This is a genomic window from Arthrobacter sp. Bi26, assembly GCF_918697925.1.
Lineage (GTDB): Bacteria > Actinomycetota > Actinomycetes > Actinomycetales > Micrococcaceae > Arthrobacter.
Genome location: NZ_CAKKMF010000042.1, coordinates 24,355 through 40,389, shown reverse-complemented (window position 1 = coordinate 40,389; position 16,035 = coordinate 24,355). Strand labels below are relative to the sequence as shown.

The following is a 16,035-nucleotide window of genomic DNA, read 5'->3' as shown; positions in this document are numbered from 1 at the left end:
CGGCGGCGCTGTCCGGAGCCGGGAGGAAGGCCAGGATCCGGGCCAGTGCAGCGACCGTCACAGCATTTGCCGGTGCCGAGTCTGCCGGAACCACTTCGGGCCCCTGATTGCCGTCCATGAATCAAGTCTCCCAAGGGGGTCTGACGGTAATGATGGAACAGCCGAAGGAGCCCGCGAGGTTCGCGCCATACGTGGTTTCGCGGGCGGGTGTCGAGGTGGGGAGGTGCGGGTCCTGCGGATGCCGGGACACCGCGGGGCGCCAGAATGATGCTGAGTCCAGAGCCAGAGCCAGAGCCAGAGCCAGAGCCAGAGCCAGAGGCGGAACCAGAGCCGGAGCCGGAGCCGGAGCCAGAGCCAGCGGCGGAACTGGCGAGGGTGAAAATGTCTGAGTTTCCTACGGGCTGGCAGACCCGCAGAACGGCCGGCCGGCCCGAGTGCCCCCGCCTTCCGTCGGCCGGCCCGAGTGCCCCCGCCTTCCGTGCCCAGCCTCGATGCCGCCCCGAGCACCCCGATAGTCCCTCGGACCCGACATCCCCTGTCTCAAACACCGGCGCGGGTCCATCATGGGAGAGGGCGTCAGCTCGACGCCCCAGGCGGTATCGGGCGGAGGGTTGTCCATGAAACAAAGGGAATCTATCGCGATGAGGGTCGGCTCGCTGCCCTCGGACCGCCGCTCGCTACTTAAGGCGGTCGGCGTCGGGGCCGCGGGCATAGCGGGGATGCCGCTGCTGGCCGCCTGCACGGCCCAAACTGCCCCCGCCGGTGCCGCAAGCAGTGGCCCCGGCGCCTCCGGTACGCCGTCGGCATCGTTGCTTCCGGCGCCGGAACCGCAGGTCAAACCACTCCTGGACCAACAGAAGGTCAACGACGCCTTGGCCAAGCTGGACGGGATGGTCCAGGGCGCGATGGAGAGTACCGGTGTTCCCGGGGTCGCCGTTGCCGTGGTCTACAGGGACCAGATGGTGTACGCCAAGGGCTTCGGCGTGCGGGAGTCGGGCAGGCCCGAAACGGTGGACGCGGACACCGTTTTTCAGTTGGCCTCGGTGTCCAAACCCCTGGCCTCCACAGTGGCGGCCGTGGCCGTGGGCCGCAAGGCCATCTCCTGGACGGAGCCGGTGATCAACCACAGCCCCGGCTTTGCGTTGAAAGACCCCTACGTCACGCGAAACGCCACGGTCGCCGACTTGTTGTCGCATCAAGGCGGCCTAAGCACGGGGGCGGGCGATCTGCTCGAGGACCTCGGATTCGACCAGTCCTACATTCTCAGCCACCTTAACCAGGAGCCGCTGGACTCCTTCCGCTCGAGCTATAACTACAGCAACTTCGGCTACACGGCTGGCGCATTGGCAGTTGCCGATGCCATGAAACTGCCCTGGGCAGACCTCGCCGACGAAGTCTTGTTCAAGCCTCTGGGGATGACATCCACGAGCTATCGCCACGCGGACTACCAAAAGGCGTCGAACAGGGCATTGATCCACGTGCCCGCTGGTAACAAGACCTGGGTGGCCAAATACACCCGGAACGCCGACGCCGAAGCACCCGCCGGCGGGGCCAGCTCCTCCGTGCATGACCTGGCCCGCTGGATCCGCCTGCAGCTCGCCAACGGCAGTTTTGAGGGCAACGAGGTTATCGCCACGGACGCGCTGGGTGTCACGCATGTCCCGCACGCGGTATCGGGCCCTCCCGGGACACCGGCCGCCCGCACCCGCTTCTACGGCCTGGGCTGGAATGTCTCCTACGACGACCACGCCCGGCTCTCGCTCGGGCACTCGGGAGCCTTCAACCTTGGTGCCGCGACCGCCGTCTCGCTGCTCCCCGGTGAGCAGTTAGGCATTGTGGCCCTGACGAACGGCCGGCCGCAGGGCATCCCCGAAGCTATCTGCGCCGCATTCCTGGACACGGCCCAGAACGGCGCCCCGACAGTGGACTGGTTCGGATTCACCGCCGGCGTTTTCCAGAAGATCGATGAGGCGGAGAAGCCAAAAGTCGATTACTCCCAGGTGCCGCCGCAGGTCGAACCGGCACGCGGCAACGATTTCTACACCGGAAGCTACGCGAACTCCTACTACGGTCCGCTCAAAGTTTCGGTGGAGAGCGGCGTGCTGACCCTGGAGCTGGGCCCGGACGGCAGGGCCACCAGGTTCGCACTCAAGCACTTCGACGGCGACACCTTCAGCTTTGAATCCATCGGAGAGAACGGCAACGGCCTTGCGGGGGCAATCTTCGCCCCCGGTGCGAACGCTGCCCCCGGCGGCACGGCGTCGAGCGTCAGGCTCGATTTCTACGATCAGACCGGACTGGGCACTTTCACTCGCGGCTGAGCCCGGACTTCCGTGAGCTTCTTCCGTAAGCTTCTAGGGCGAACACCCCCAAGCCAAGGAACCTATGCCGATCAACAGACGCTCACTCAAGGAAGACGGGTTTACGGGTTTTAGGACTCTCGCCGCACTGGACATCAACCGGATCCCGCAGCGGACCGGGATCTTCGCCTTGCTGCAGCCCCCAGGCTATGAGCCGCGGTTCCTGCCCAAGAGCACGGCGGGGGTCTTCAAGAAAAAGGACCCTTCCGTCACGGAACCCGCGCTGACCGCCGAGTGGATTGACGGCGCCGACGTCGTGTATCTCGGCAAAGCGGGAGCCGGCAGCAAAGGCAACCGCGGCCTTCGCCGGCAAATCCAGGAGTTCATCGATTTCGGCAAGGGCAAGCCGCCTGGCCACTGGGACGGCAGGCTCATCTGGCAGCTCGCCGATCCCGGTTCCCTCCTGATTGCCTGGAAGGAGCTCCCAGCGGAGGCAGTCAACGAAGCGGAGGCCGGATACCACGCCCGATTCCGCGACGACCACGGCCGGCTGCCGTTCGCCAACCTCGTCCAGGCCCGGGTCAAAGGCAAATAAGTCAAAGGCAAATAGCTCAAAGGCAAAACAGCAGGCAGCTATTGACCACCGTGGGTGAACCGTCCCGCCAACAGTGTGGCGGCTACCGGCATCGCGGCGAACTCCGCGTCGGGAACAGTCAGCGGGTCGCCGTCGAGCACTGCAATATCGGCGGGATCCCCGGCGCGGAGCCGGCCGCGGCCGCGGGTCGAGGCCGTCAGGGCCTCCTGCCGGGTGAGCGCCTGCTCGGCATGCCACGGCCCGCGGCCATCCTGCCGGGCCCGCGCCGTGGCAGCGGACATGGCAGTCCACGGGTCCAGCAGGGACACCGGAGCGTCGGAGCCAAGGGCCAGCGCCGCACCGGCGGCCAACAGTGAACGGAGCGGGAAGGACCGGTCCGTGCGCCCCGGCCAGTTCGCCTCGGCGGCGTCCCGGTCATCGAGGGCATGCGCCGGCTGGACGCTCGCGGTCACACCCAACCGGCCGAAGCGGGCGAAATCCTCGCTCCGGACAAATTGGGCATGTTCCACCCGCCCGGCAATGCCCGCCGCCTCAAACGCATCCAAGGCGACCCGATTGGCCGCGTCGCCAATCGCGTGGACAGCCGGCACAAAGCCTGCCTGCCGCGCCCGGACCAGCAGGGCGAGCAACTCCGGCTCGCTTACCGTCAGCAGGCCGTGCCCGCCGTTCGGATAAGGGTCAACGCAGTAGGCTGTGCGGGTATTGAGCGAGCCGTCGATCAGCACTTTCAACGGGCCCACGGTCAGGAGCCCGCCGCTGCCCGCCACTGCCAAACCTGTCCGCAGGCCCTCGGCCACGGCCCGGTCCAGATCCTGCGGGTAGACCCCCGCCTCAACCTTCAGGGCAGCGAAGCCGCCGGAGATCCGCCGCAGCCAGGCGTCGCGGTTCCATGTCATCTCGAAGTCCACGATCCCGACTACGCCCCGCGCCGCGGCAGCCTGCCCCGCCTGCTGCACCCACTTATCCACCACCGCATCCGGCAGCCGGCCGAGCGCGCGGGTCAGGGCAAACGCCGGATCTTCCCGGAGCAGCCCGTCCGCGTCCACCCGCACTCCGTAGCGTTGGGCCGCTGCGGAGTTTAGCCAGACACAGTGGAGGTCGTGGCTGATCAGCGCCGTCGGCCGGCCGCGCGTCACGCCGTCGAGGAGGCCAAGGCTGGGCAGGTCCGGCCAGACGGCGTCGCGGAAACCGACGCCCACCAGCGTTTGTACATCTCCCGGAGCCCCGGTGCCGCTGCTGACGCCAGTGCCGCCGGTGAATCCGTCGCCGGCCCCGGTGACGCGGGATCCGGCGATATGGGACCCGACGACGGCGGCCGCCTCGCGCGCCGAGCCGGCGTCGGAAAGGTCCATCCGGTTGGAGGCCAGCGCCCACTGCGTCATGTGGACATGCTCATCCCACAGCCCCGGAATGACATAGCGGCCGTCCAGGTCCACCACACGGGTAGCGGCGGGGACCGCTGGCGCGTCCTGGCGCGACGGGATGATCGCAGACACGGCACCGCCGCGTAGATGAACGTCGAAGCATATTTCGTCCCCGGGTTGCCGCGCCGAGGCCAGCACGAGGTCCGGCGCGAGGCAGGGATCGAGCGGAGCAGACATAGAAACAGGCTAGGCGTGCGCCGCTCTTGAACCTAACGAGGAGCACCTAAACCAGAAGGACCTAAAACGCACACAAGGGACTTTTGCCCCTTACCCCTCCCAGACGTGCCCACCAAGCTAAATGTGGGGAGGTTCCTGCACGGCCACTTGGGGGAGGTCGCAGTTGAGGGAGGAACCACTTCATGGAATGCGGCACGGGTCTCACCGCGACTTGGGGAAGGAAATGGCGTTTGCACTTTCCGGCTTCAGCAGGAAAAGGCAGGAGACCACGGCCACATGACTATGCACCACCATTCGGGGGACCCCAAACTCAAAGTTTTCATACGCCTGAACGCCGACGCCGAAACAGCTCGAATCGACGTGCATGGCGTGGTGACTGTAGCCAACGTGCGGGCACTGTACGTTGTTTGCCGACGCGTCACCAGCAAGCTCCCCAGTTTCGAGCTCGTGCTCGACCTCGCGCACGCCCGCGTGTCGGCCGCCGCGATCGAGGAACTCCGTGAGCGCGCCCGCGCCTCGTTGATGTATTCGGGGATCGATGGCACTGAGACTCCGTGCCGTCTGCGCCTCGTGGACCCGCTGGTCATCCTCAAAGCCAAGGAGCACGTATGAAAGCCCTCGTCTACGGTGGGCCCGGACAGAAGTCGTGGACCGATGTCCCCGATCCCACCATTCAGAGCCCCAGCGATGTGATCGTCAAGGTGGACACGACAACCATCTGCGGCACCGATCTGCACATCCTCAAGGGCGACGTCCCGACCGTGGCCAAGGGCCGCATCCTGGGCCACGAGGGGGTCGGCACCATCACGGAGATCGGCGCGTCCGTCACCAGCCTCAAGGTCGGGGACCGTGTCATCATTTCCTGCATCAAGTCCTGCGGGCACTGCGCCAACTGCAAGACAGGCCTCTACTCCCACTGCCTTGGGGAGGAAGGCACGTCCGGCATCGGCTGGGTTTTCGGGCATCTGATCGACGGCACCCAAGCCGAGTTCGTCCGCGTCCCGTACGCCGAGAACTCCCTGCACCTCCTGCCTGAGGGAGTCAGCGACCAACAGGCCGTGATGCTCTCCGACATCCTTCCCACCGGCTTTGAGATCGGCGTGCAGTACGGCCGGGTCAAGCCCGGCGACACAGTCGCCGTGATCGGCGCAGGCCCGGTCGGACTCGCCGCGATCTGTACCGCCGGACTTTACGGCGCCGCGACGATCATCGCCGTCGACCTCGACGCGAACCGGCTCGAAAAATCCCGCGAATTCGGCGCCACTGATGTGGTCCTGTCCAGCGCTGCCAACTGGAAGGAACAGGTGATGGTCCTGACCGACGGGCAGGGCGTGGACGTCGCGATCGAGGCCGTCGGCATCCCGGCCACGTTCACGATGTGTACAGATATCGTGCGGCCCGGCGGCAACGTGGCCAACGTGGGCGTGCACGGCAAAGCCGTGGAACTGCACGTCGAGGACCTCTGGATCCGGAACATCAACATCAGCATGGGCCTGGTGAACACCAATACCACCCCCATGCTGCTCAAGCTCGTGGCACAGCAAAAAATCCCTGCAGACAGTTTCGCCACCCACCACTTCATCTTCGACGAGTTCATGGAGGCGTACGACACCTTCGCCCACGCCGCGGAGACGAAGGCCCTCAAAGTGGTGATCACGGCGTGAAAGCGTTCTTCCTCTGACTTCGCTCGGGCGGTAGCGGCCCGGGCCGCCAGCTTCCGGAAGTCCTGCCCATCCGGGCGTGGCAAACGGACCATCTGAAAGGACGGCGGCCATGAAAGCAGGCCGGATTGTCATGCTGGTGATCGGCTCGCTTTGCGCGCTGGTCGGTCTGGGACTGCTGGCGGTCGCCGGCTTCGCGGGCTGGGTCAATTACCAGCAGCGCGACGGCAGGTACTTCATCACGCCGTCGGAGCAGTTCTCAGCCAATTCCTACGCGCTGACGACCCCCCGGCTGGATCTCATGACCGGAGGCGGCGTGAACGACGGCGTCCCGGTGGACTTTGCGGGCAGCGTGCTGCTCCGCGGTTCCACCACCGATCCCGGCAAGGAAATCTTCATCGGAATTGCCCCGCGGGCCGACGTCGCGGCATACCTGGCCGGTGTCCGGCGCACCGAAATCGTCGACGTCCGTTTCAACCCCTTCCGCGCGCTGTACCGCGAAGTGAACGGTGCCAGCATCCCGTCCGATCCGGCGCAGCAGAACTTCTGGGCCGCGACTGCCACGGGCCCGGGGGAACAGGAACTGACATGGGACCTTCGCTCCGGAGCTTGGGCCGCGGTGGTCATGAACGCCGACGCGAGTTCACCGGTAAGCGTGAATCTGCAGGCAGGGGCACGCACCGATCTGTTCTTGCCGATGTTCATTGGCCTGCTGATCGGCGGCCTCGTGATGCTGCTGATCGGAGTGCCGCTGATCGTGCTGGGCGCCGCAGGACTCGGCCGTGGTGGGCCGGGCCAAGGCGGGACCGGCAGCGGAGTCCCTCCCGGCTACCTGCCAGCCCAGCCCGGCCAGCCGTATCAGGCCGGACCCTACCCGCCCGGGGCCGCCCCCGGCCAGCAGAACACCGCAGCCCCGCCGGGTGCTGTAGCGGCCTACGCTGCCGCGCCGGGACCTCAGTATCCGGTGACCCCGGGAGCGACTACCCCGTACGTCTACCCGGCGCGCCTCCACGGCTATCTCGACCCGAATCTCTCACGGTGGATGTGGCTCGTGAAGTGGTTCCTGGCCATCCCGCACTGCATCATCCTGTTCTTCCTCTGGTTCGCCTTCGGAGTGGTCACGATCGTGGCTTGGTTCGCGATCCTGTTCACGGCGCGCTACCCGCGCTCGCTGTTCAATTTCAATGCCGGCGTGATCCGCTGGAACTGGCGCGTGGCCTTCTACGCCTTCAGCGCGATCGGAACGGACGCCTATCCGCCCTTCACGCTGGCTCGCACGGATTACCCGGCGGACTTCGACGTCGACTATCCCGAACGGCTATCCCGCGGCCTGGTGCTGGTGAAATCGTGGCTGCTGGCCATTCCGCATCTGCTGATCATCGGTGTCCTGACGGGGACCGCGAGGACGTGGGAGTACCGTGACGGCCAGTGGGAACAGCATGGAGTGGGCATCTCCCTCCTGGGGCTGCTGGTCCTCATTGCCGGTGTGATCCTGTTGTTCACAGGTCAATACTGGCGGGGGATCTTCGACCTCCTGCTCGGTCTGAACCGCTGGATCTACCGCGTCATCGCCTACGTTGCCCTCATGCGGGACGAATATCCGCCGTTCCACCTCGATATGGGTCCCGTCGATCCGGGCGAGCTGCCGGTACCGGCTTACGCAGGGCCTGCGGGTGGTCCGGCCGTCGGACCCGCGGCAAGCCCCGGCGGTGGAGACCCGGGAGGGCCGCCCAGAATCTAGGGCCGTGCAGAATCTAGCGTCGTGCAGCGTTGAGGCCGGCCTCGGGTCCGATCTGGCCCAGCGTGTATCCGCCCGGGTAGACGGCAATGTTTGCGGTGCCCGGGACAAACGAAGGACTCGTCGGCAGCGGCCTGGTCCGGACTTCGACGGCCCGTGCGCGCAGAACAGTGTTGAACGCGAGCCTCAGGGCAGCCGGTGCCCGCTTCAGCCCGAGGGCATCGGCCACCTGGGGCCTGTCCATCATCAGGGCCAGGACGAGCGGGGTAAAGCAGCGAAGCCAGGCGGGCAGCCGGTTCTCCAGTGCCGGAACCGTGGCGGCGAGAAGGGCTGCCCCCTCCGGGCTGGGGCCCAGATTCCGGGCCTCGTAGTCGTCCAGGAAGCGGCAGGCGGCCTCGTAGGACGCCGGGACAGGGCCGAGGCCCATCCGGCTGCCCAGCTCGGTGTAGAAGGCGGTTGCGGCTTCCTTCTCGAGGTCGGTCAGCCGCCGCCAGCCATGGGCGTCGGCCCATCTCAACGGCAGGACGAGAAGTGTCATGAGCACGTAGACGAAGTCCTCGGCGCTGCCCGGAACGCCCGCATGGACACGACGGAGCAGCCCGATCATGGCGCGGCTGCGTTCGTGGTCAAAGCCGTTGGCGATGATCTCGTGGATGACGATCCCGGTGTCGTAGGAGCGCTTCAGCGGGCGGGCCGCCATCTCGCCTGTCCCCGTCAGGGTCCGGGCGATCGAGGGGACCGCGAAGTTGCGGTAGTAGGAGACAAAGAACCCGGCGTGGATCTCGGCCTGGAAGTCGAACAGCACCATGTCCCGGTAGGTCGTGTGCGGGTCGGTGCCGGCGGGCCGCGGGCGCCGGGTCGGATGGGTGAAGCGCGTCCGGATGGCCGCAGCGGGACCCATCACGGGAGCCGATTCAGGTCAAGCTGCTCTTCGGCAGCCAGGAGGAAGGCGCGCTCCTGCGGGGTCAGGGTCCCGCCGGACGCCAGCTCAGCGTCCCAGACCTCGACGATCATCCGGTGAAGCCGGTCCCGGGCTGGCGCGGCGGGGTCGCTTTCGAGGAGGCGTTCCGGGTCAACATCCTGCAAAATCCGTTCCCTGATGGGTTCGACGCCGGCGAGCGTGTCGGCCTCCCAGCGGGCCCGCCGTTTGCGCCCGGTCCGGCCGGCCAGGGCTGGTACCGTCAGGCCTGCCCCGACCAGGACGATGGTGACCATTTCCAAGACTCCAATGGCCGCCTGGGATGGCACCGGGAGGGCCAGGAGCGCCGGGATCGGGACGGAGAGCAGCCCGATCGTGAACGTGACCACCACGAGCATGCCGACGACACAGCCGACGCCGACCATGGTGAAGCCGACCCTGAAGGACCGGCGCATCCGCGGGATGTAGCGGAAGCACGTGGCCGCGACGCCGGCGCAGACCCACCCGACAAATACGATGAGCATGGCCGAGAACAGGGCGGCGGGCAGCCGCTCGTGGTAGAGGCCCCAGGTGCCTGTCGTGGTGGTGGGGCCGGTCAGGACGAAGAACAGCAGCTGCAGGATCAGGGTGGCGGTCAGCGGCAGCGTGCGGATCAGGGCCCGCCGCGTGTCCGGGGGCATGATTGCCTCGAGGACTGCGCACCGGAGATACCAGAGTCCGACGATCATTGAGGAGTGCAGGGCCAGCTTGACGACGTTGGTGCCGCCGATGACGGCATCGACCGTGGCGTACACGGCCGGCGACATCAGCACCGAAGCGATCCCGGCGAACACCGCCGCAAGGAACACGGTGTCCCGGCCGTTCCGGACCACGGCCGGGATGCGGACCGCGGCGAGAACGAAGAGGACCGCCGCCATCAGGAGCTGGATCATCCGAAGACCGAACTGAAGTTGCCCGGCTGGCCGCCGGAGCGGTCCTGGGAGTTGCGGATTCGCGCGGCGAGGCGGTCAGCCAGGAGCTCGGCGGTGACCTCGAGCTCATCGAGGAAATCCGTCCGCTTGAGCGCCTTGACTACGCGCTCCGGGTCGAGGTCCGGGAAGAACGTGCCGGCGTAGTCGACGGACACGATCTCCTGCTCGTGGCGCAGGACCATGTGGGCGAACTCGTGAAGGACAATCTGTTGCCGGTGGACTTCGGAGGCAGCCCGGGCATGCATGATGAGGTCCATGTGATCAAGGCCGAACCAGAGCCCGCAGACTTTATCGGTTGCCCCTTCGATCGGCTTGATGACGATCTTCCGGCCCCTCTGCCGTTCAAGGTGCGCCTGGATTGATGCCAGCGAAACCGGCTCGCTGAGGCGGAGGCTGGCCTCTGCTTCCCGTGCCCGCGACCGGGCGGCGTCGTAATCCATGTTCCGAGTCCTTGGCTGTTGATAGTGCGTCAGCGTGGACACGCCACTTCCTGACGGCCAGGCCTCGCCAGAATCGTATCAGTGCAGGTCAAAGCGTAGTTAGGGACTCGGGGGCGTCAGTGCTCGCCGGAATCCCCGCGGGAGAGTTGCTCGTCGATCAGGTCCCGGATCTGGAGCAGGGTTTCCGGGGAAAGGCCGTCCAGTTGGCGGGCGGCGAAGTTGCGCACCTTATTCGCCCGCATGGAGGCGAGCAAATCAAGCTGCGCCTCCACCCGGGGCGGAAGTTCGTCGTCGCCGTGGATCAGGTAGTTCTCGTTTACGCCGAAGAATTTGGCCAGGTTCTGCAGGAGTTCGACTTTTTTGACGGCCGGCCCCGAGCCCGATCGCATGTAATGCCACCTGGCCCGCGAGAGCGGCGTCCCCGCCGCGGACATGGCGTCCCGGACGTCATTGAAGGTAATTTTCCGGCCCTCGGCTTCGGCGGTATCCAAGAGGATGTTCAGCTTACGGGCCAGGGCTAGACCCGGCGCTGAGGTCGGCTGGTCGTCGCTCACAGTGGCTTCTTTCATCGGACAAATTTCATCAGGCGCGGTTTGTCACAAAACGTCAGGTCGCCTGCGAGTGTAGCAGATTGGACATGTCTAATCTGTTCCGGGTACGCTCAGGGCGAGAATTGGACGTGTCCAATTCTCTGTGTGCTGGGGCGGCAACAGTCCGCCGGCACGTCGTGGTTCGGCCAGGAGTGTGCTTTGGGGGGACGCCTGGCCGGGTCCCGGCGTGGCAATCGGCCCCGCCACGCCGCGGGCCGGGACAGTCCGCGCGGCTCCCGGTCCTCTTGCCACCGGCCCTCCGCAAGAACATAGTTGAGGGAATTCACGAACTCCGCGGCACTAGGCAGGCGACCATGCTGAATATCGGGATTCCGGAAAACGGCTTGCTTCACGGCAAGACCGCCCTGATCTACGGCGGCGGAGGTGCGGTCGGCGGGGCGGTGGCGAGGGCTTTCGCGGCCGACGGCGCCACGGTCCACATTGCCGGGAGGACCGAATCGCGACTGGAAAAAGTAGCCCATGACATTCGTGAGGCCGGCGGCACGGCCGAGACCGCCGTCGTCGACGCCCTGGACGAGGAGCAGGTGGATGCCTTCGTAAGCCGGGTGGCGAAGAAGAGCAAGAGGATCGACATCTCCTTCAACGTGATCTCGTTCGGCGACGTGCAGGAGCCGCTCATGGAAATTGATGTGGATGACTTCACCCGGCCCATCACCCTGGCCGCCCGTACGCACTTCCTTACCACCCGCGCGGCCGCCGCCTACATGGTCAAGCAGCGCTCCGGGGTCGTGCTCATGTTCGGCGGCTCGGGCCCGCAGACCATCCCCGGCCTGGGCGGCTTCAAGGTGGCGCTCGACGCCATGGAGGGGCTGCGCCGGCAGTGGGCCCTCGAGCTGGGAAAACACGGCATCAGGGTGGTCACCATGGTCACCGGCGGCATTATCGAAACCATCCCCTGGCAGGCCGAGGGCCGCGAGGAGATCGTGGTGGAGATTGCCAAGGCCGCGCACTTGAACCGCACGGCCACGCTGACGGACGTCGGAAACGTGGCTTCCTTCATCGTCTCGGACAAGGCCGCGGCCATCACGGACGCGACCGTCAACATCTCCGCCGGCGCGATCGTGGACTACTGACGCCGGCTAAGCCACCAGGTTGGCTGCGGCGACATCCATGTGTTCGAGGACCGTGGTGCGGGCCAGCGTCGCGTTGCCCGTCTCGATGGCCGCGACGATGTCGTGGTGCCGGTCCACGCTCATGTTCTTGACGGCCCGCTCGATCCCGGCAAACATGATGGACATCCGAATGGAGCCCTCAAGCGACTCCCAGGAGTGCAGCAGGGTCTCGTTTCCGGTAAGCCGGCACAGTGTCCGGTGGAACTCGAGATCGGATTCAATCCTTTCCTCCAGGCCCGCCTCGGCGGCCGCGGCCATGGCATCCACGGCCGAGCGCAGGGATGCAATCACCGAGGCCCGGTCCGGCAATTCACACAGCGTCCGGACCGCCAGCGATTCGAGCGCCGCCCGGACGGCGAAGATGTCCCGGATTTCCTTGCCGTCCAGGTGCCGCACGGACAGCCGGCCGCGCGGTCCTGCCGACAGCAGTCCTTCCTGTTCCAGCTGGCGCAGGGCCTCACGCAGTGTTCCCCGGCTGATCTGGAGCATGTCGGAAAGTTCGGTCTCCACCAGATGCCGGCCGGGCTCCAGTTCACCGCTCGTGATGGCCGTGCGCAGGGCGGATAGCGCCTGCTCGCGGAGGCTCTTCTTTTCCAGTCCGAGAAGCGGGGCTGTTGCTCCGGCCATGGTGTGTCCTCACTGTCAGTGGTCAACTGTCTACAGTTGGTGTGTTAACAGTTGATGGTACGGCACGGACGCGGGACCGGCAGTTGCCGGCCCCGCGCATCCTCAGGCAAGCTCGGCGAGCACCTGGGCGACGATCCTCTGCACCGAGAGCCCGTACCGTTCGTGCAGGGTGGGCAGCGCGCCGGCGTCGAGGAACTCGTCCGGCAGCGCCACCGGCACCACCCGCTTGCCGAGTCCGGCCGTGACCACGGCCGAGGCGACGGTCTCGAAGAGGCCTCCCACCATGCTGTGGTTCTCCAGCGTGACCGCGAGGCGGTCGGTGTTCAGCTCGGCGAGGACCGTTGCGGTGTCGAACGGCTTGATGGTGGGGGCATGGACGACGGCGACATCCACGTGGTGTGCCGCCAGCGCCTCGGCCGCCTGAAGCGCCCGCATGGTCATGAGCCCGCTGGCGATGAAGACGACGTCATTGCCCCCGCGCAGAACTTTGGCCCTGCCGAGTTCGAACGTGTAGTCGTATTCGTCCAGCACGGTGGGGACGTTGCCGCGCAGCAGCCGCAGGTATGTGGGCCCCTCGCTGGCCGCCAGTTGCGGGACGGCCTGCTCGATGTCCAGGGAGTCGCAGGGGTCCACGATGGTCAGGTTGGGCATGCCCCGGAAGATCGCCATGTCCTCCGTCGCCTGGTGGCTGGGGCCGTAGCCGGTGGTCAGTCCAGGGAGGCCGCCGACGATGTTGACATTGAGGTTCGGCTCGGCGGCGTCCAGGCACAGGAAGTCGTAGGCGCGCCGGGCGGCGAACACCGAGTACGTGGAAGCGAACGGGACCAGGCCCGTCTCCGCCAGGCCGGCCGCGGCGCCGAAGAGCAGCTGCTCGGCCATGCCCATCTGGAAGAAGCGTTCCGGGAAGGCCTGGGCGAAGATGTGCATGTCCGTGTACTTGCCCAGGTCCGCGGTCAGTCCCACGATCTTGTCGTTGTCCTGCGCGGCCTTGACCAGGGCGTGCCCGAACGGCGCGGACTTGGTCTTCTGGCCCGGATCCGCGAAGGACGCGATCATGGCCGACGTCTTCAGCTTGGGTGTCGTGGCGGTGCTCATCGGGCGGCCTTTCCTTCGAATCCTGCGGTCAGCTGCTCGCGGCAGAGCTGCCATTCGTGTTCTTCGATGCGCATGAAGTGCGCCTTTTCGCGGTCCTCGAGGAGCGGAACACCGCGGCCCACCTTCGTGTCGCACAGGACCACGGAGGGACGTCCGACGGCGGCGGCCTGGGCGGCCGCGTTGTCGAACGCGGCCAGCAGCGCGCCGACGTCGTTCCCGTCCACGCGCTGGGTGTACCAGCCGAAGGCTTCCCACTTTTCGGTGACGGGCTCAGTGCGCAGCACGGTGACGGTCTTCCCGTCGGCCTGCAGGGCGTTGATGTCCACCATGGCGGTGAGGTTGCCGAGCTGGTGGTGGTGCGCGCCCATCGCGGCCTCCCAAGTGGAGCCTTCGTCGAGTTCGCCGTCGGAGAGGAAGTTGTAGACCCGGGCGTCCGATCCCTGGTACCGCAGGCCCAGGGCGGCACCGACGGCGATGGAGAGGCCGTGGCCGAGGGAGCCGCCGGAGATCTCCATCCCGGGCGTGTAGGTTGACATCCCGGACATCGGCAGCCGCGAATTGTCCGAGCCGTAGGTCTCCAGTTCCGTGACCGGGATGATCCCGGCCTCGGCGAGAGCCGCGTAGTGGCCGATCGCGTAGTGGCCGGTGGAGAGCAGGAACCGGTCGCGTTCCTCCCACGCAGGGTCGTCGGCGCGGAACCGGAGCTGGTCCGCGTAGACCGCGGCGAACATATCGGCTGCGCCGAGGGCCTGTCCCACATAGCCCTGGCCCTGGACCTCGCCCATGTTCAGGGCATGGTGCCGGATCCGGAACGCTGCCGCCTGGACCCGTGCGGTCCGCTCCGATGTTGATTCCCCGGAGATCTTGCCGGGCTGGTGCAGCAGTTCGTCGACGGAGGCCATCACGCGTTCACCGCCTGCGCAGTGTTTTTGGTGGCCTCGTCCGCGAGCTTGCGCTCGCGCTTGCCCCAGGTTTCGCGGGTGGCGACGGCGGCCCACAGGCCGATGGCGGCGTACGTGCTGAAGAGCAGCGCCGGGCCCATCCAGCCGAAACTGACGAACAGCAGCGTGGTGATGAACGGGGTGAAGCCGGAAACCATGGCCGAGATCTGGTAGGCCAGCGAGGCGCCGGAGGCGCGGGTCTTGGCCTGGAAGAGCTCCGGGAACCAGGCGCCCTGGGCGCCGGCCAGGGAGTTCTGGCAGACGGCGTAGGAGATCACGAGGGTGGCGATGATGAAGATGAACAGGCCGGTGTTGACCAGCAGGAACATCGGGACGGCGAACAGCACGGCGAAGGCGCAGGACCAGATGTAGAGCGGCCGGCGGCCGATCCTGTCCGTCAGCCGTGCCCAGGCCTGGGTGGCGAAGATGCCGATGGCGGAGGCGATGCACAAGGCCACGAGCGTCTGGGTCTTGTCGGCCAGGTGCTGGCTGTTCAGGTACGAAATCATGTACGTGACTGACACGGCGTAGCCTGCGGTCTCGGCGATGCGGAGGCCGATGCCTTTCACGATATTGCGCCAGTCGGTCTTGAGGACCTCGGTGATAGGTGACTTCACGATGGAGCCGCTGTCCTTGACTTCGTCAAAGACGGGGGACTCGGGAACCTTGGACCGGATGATCAGGCCGACGATCACCAGCACGATGCTGGCAAGGAAGGGAATGCGCCAGGCGAGTTCGCCGCCGAGCTGGACGCTGACGAGGAACACCAGGTTGGCCAGCAGGAGCCCCACCGGGAAGCCGGCCTGCACGATGCCGGTGTATTTGCCCTTTGACTTCCAGGGTGCGTGCTCGTAGCTCATCAGGATCGCGCCGCCCCATTCCGCGCCGAAAGCCAGGCCCTGGACAATGCGGACGAACACGAGCAAAGCGGGTGCGAGGAGGCCGACCTGGCTGTAGGTGGGGAGCAGGCCGATCAGGAAGGTGGCGACGCCCATCAGGATCAGCGAGGCCACGAGGACGGGCTTGCGGCCGAGCTTGTCGCCGAGGTGGCCGCCGATGATGCCGCCGATCGGGCGGGCCGCAAACCCCACGCCAAGTGTGGCGAACGCGGCCAGTGTTCCCGTCACCGGATCGCCGGTGGGGAAGAACGCCGTGCCGAAGTACAGGGCGGCAGCCGTACCGAAACCAATGAAGTCATAAGTTTCGATGACGGCGCCGACGCCGGAGCCGATCGCGACGCGCCGGGCTTCCTTCGTGCCGTGCACCGGGCCCCGCATGGTGAGAGCTTCGTTGCTCATGTCAATCCCTTTCGAAGAGAGCTGCCGACGCTTACGCACCGACACTGTCGACTGTTAACAGATGATATGCCAGTGTGACCCGCGCCATAAGGAATGTCAACAGTCAACTTCAAAGGTTGACTGTTG

At 66.4% G+C, this 16,035-nt stretch carries 15 protein-coding genes; 6 read left to right on the top strand and 9 right to left on the bottom strand.

The window, feature by feature from the left end:
* Positions 1-617: 617 nt before the first annotated feature.
* Positions 618-2,321: a serine hydrolase gene (locus tag LQV16_RS12675; protein ID WP_229994241.1), complete on the top strand. Its 1,704-nt coding sequence runs from the start codon at positions 618-620 to the stop codon at positions 2,319-2,321.
* A gap of 64 nt (positions 2,322-2,385) precedes the next feature.
* Complete coding sequence (locus LQV16_RS12670; protein ID WP_229994240.1) at positions 2,386-2,895, top strand: hypothetical protein; 510 nt, start codon at positions 2,386-2,388, stop codon at positions 2,893-2,895.
* Between the two features lie 38 nt (positions 2,896-2,933).
* Here LQV16_RS12670 and LQV16_RS12665 read toward each other — a convergent pair whose 3' ends face one another.
* Complete coding sequence (locus LQV16_RS12665) at positions 2,934-4,496, bottom strand: amidohydrolase family protein (protein WP_229994239.1); 1,563 nt, start codon at positions 4,494-4,496, stop codon at positions 2,934-2,936.
* Positions 4,497-4,772: 276 nt separating this feature from the next.
* On the opposite strand from LQV16_RS12665, the gene LQV16_RS12660 reads away from it, so the two are divergent.
* The 3 genes from LQV16_RS12660 to LQV16_RS12650 all read left to right on the top strand — a co-directional run bounded on the left by LQV16_RS12660 (position 4,773) and on the right by LQV16_RS12650 (position 7,898).
* Positions 4,773-5,108, top strand: coding sequence for a hypothetical protein (locus LQV16_RS12660; protein WP_229994238.1), 336 nt, complete (start codon positions 4,773-4,775; stop codon positions 5,106-5,108).
* The gene (locus tag LQV16_RS12655) at positions 5,105-6,160 is read left to right on the top strand and encodes a zinc-dependent alcohol dehydrogenase family protein (RefSeq protein ID WP_229994237.1); all 1,056 of its coding nucleotides are present in this window, start codon (positions 5,105-5,107) and stop codon (positions 6,158-6,160) included. Before LQV16_RS12660 ends, LQV16_RS12655 begins: the two co-directional genes overlap by 4 nt.
* Positions 6,161-6,269: 109 nt before the next feature.
* Complete coding sequence (locus LQV16_RS12650) at positions 6,270-7,898, top strand: DUF4389 domain-containing protein (protein WP_229994236.1); 1,629 nt, start codon at positions 6,270-6,272, stop codon at positions 7,896-7,898.
* Positions 7,899-7,911: 13 nt separating this feature from the next.
* On the opposite strand, the gene LQV16_RS12645 is transcribed toward LQV16_RS12650, so the two are convergent.
* The 4 genes from LQV16_RS12645 to LQV16_RS12630 form a co-directional block, all read right to left on the bottom strand.
* Positions 7,912-8,796: an oxygenase MpaB family protein gene (locus LQV16_RS12645; protein ID WP_229994235.1), complete on the bottom strand. Its 885-nt coding sequence runs from the start codon at positions 8,794-8,796 to the stop codon at positions 7,912-7,914.
* Entirely contained in the window at positions 8,796-9,746 is a 951-nt protein-coding gene (locus LQV16_RS12640; protein ID WP_229994234.1) for a hypothetical protein, read from the bottom strand. Before LQV16_RS12640 ends, LQV16_RS12645 begins: the two co-directional genes overlap by 1 nt.
* Positions 9,743-10,225 (bottom strand): hypothetical protein, encoded by a 483-nt coding sequence (locus tag LQV16_RS12635; RefSeq protein ID WP_229994233.1) that lies wholly within the window; start codon positions 10,223-10,225, stop codon positions 9,743-9,745. Before LQV16_RS12635 ends, LQV16_RS12640 begins: the two co-directional genes overlap by 4 nt.
* Positions 10,226-10,341: 116 nt before the next feature.
* Positions 10,342-10,794, bottom strand: a complete 453-nt coding sequence (locus tag LQV16_RS12630; protein WP_229994232.1) for a hypothetical protein — start codon at positions 10,792-10,794, stop codon at positions 10,342-10,344.
* 335 nt (positions 10,795-11,129) lie between these two features.
* Here LQV16_RS12630 and LQV16_RS12625 point away from each other — a divergent pair, with 335 nt between their 5' ends.
* Positions 11,130-11,909: an SDR family oxidoreductase gene (locus LQV16_RS12625; protein WP_229994231.1), complete on the top strand. Its 780-nt coding sequence runs from the start codon at positions 11,130-11,132 to the stop codon at positions 11,907-11,909.
* Between the two features lie 6 nt (positions 11,910-11,915).
* On the opposite strand, the gene LQV16_RS12620 is transcribed toward LQV16_RS12625, so the two are convergent.
* From LQV16_RS12620 to LQV16_RS12605, 4 genes are all read right to left on the bottom strand, one after another.
* On the bottom strand, positions 11,916-12,575 hold the full coding sequence (locus tag LQV16_RS12620; protein WP_229994230.1) for a GntR family transcriptional regulator: 660 nt from the start codon (positions 12,573-12,575) through the stop codon (positions 11,916-11,918).
* Between the two features lie 102 nt (positions 12,576-12,677).
* The gene (locus LQV16_RS12615; protein ID WP_229994229.1) at positions 12,678-13,670 is read right to left on the bottom strand and encodes a transketolase C-terminal domain-containing protein; all 993 of its coding nucleotides are present in this window, start codon (positions 13,668-13,670) and stop codon (positions 12,678-12,680) included.
* Positions 13,667-14,572 carry a transketolase gene (locus LQV16_RS12610; protein ID WP_229994247.1) on the bottom strand — a complete coding sequence of 302 codons (906 nt, stop codon included), beginning with the start codon at positions 14,570-14,572 and terminating at the stop codon, positions 13,667-13,669. Before LQV16_RS12610 ends, LQV16_RS12615 begins: the two co-directional genes overlap by 4 nt.
* Positions 14,572-15,909 (bottom strand): MFS transporter, encoded by a 1,338-nt coding sequence (locus tag LQV16_RS12605; protein WP_229994228.1) that lies wholly within the window; start codon positions 15,907-15,909, stop codon positions 14,572-14,574. Before LQV16_RS12605 ends, LQV16_RS12610 begins: the two co-directional genes overlap by 1 nt.
* Between the last annotated feature and the right edge of the window lie 126 nt (positions 15,910-16,035).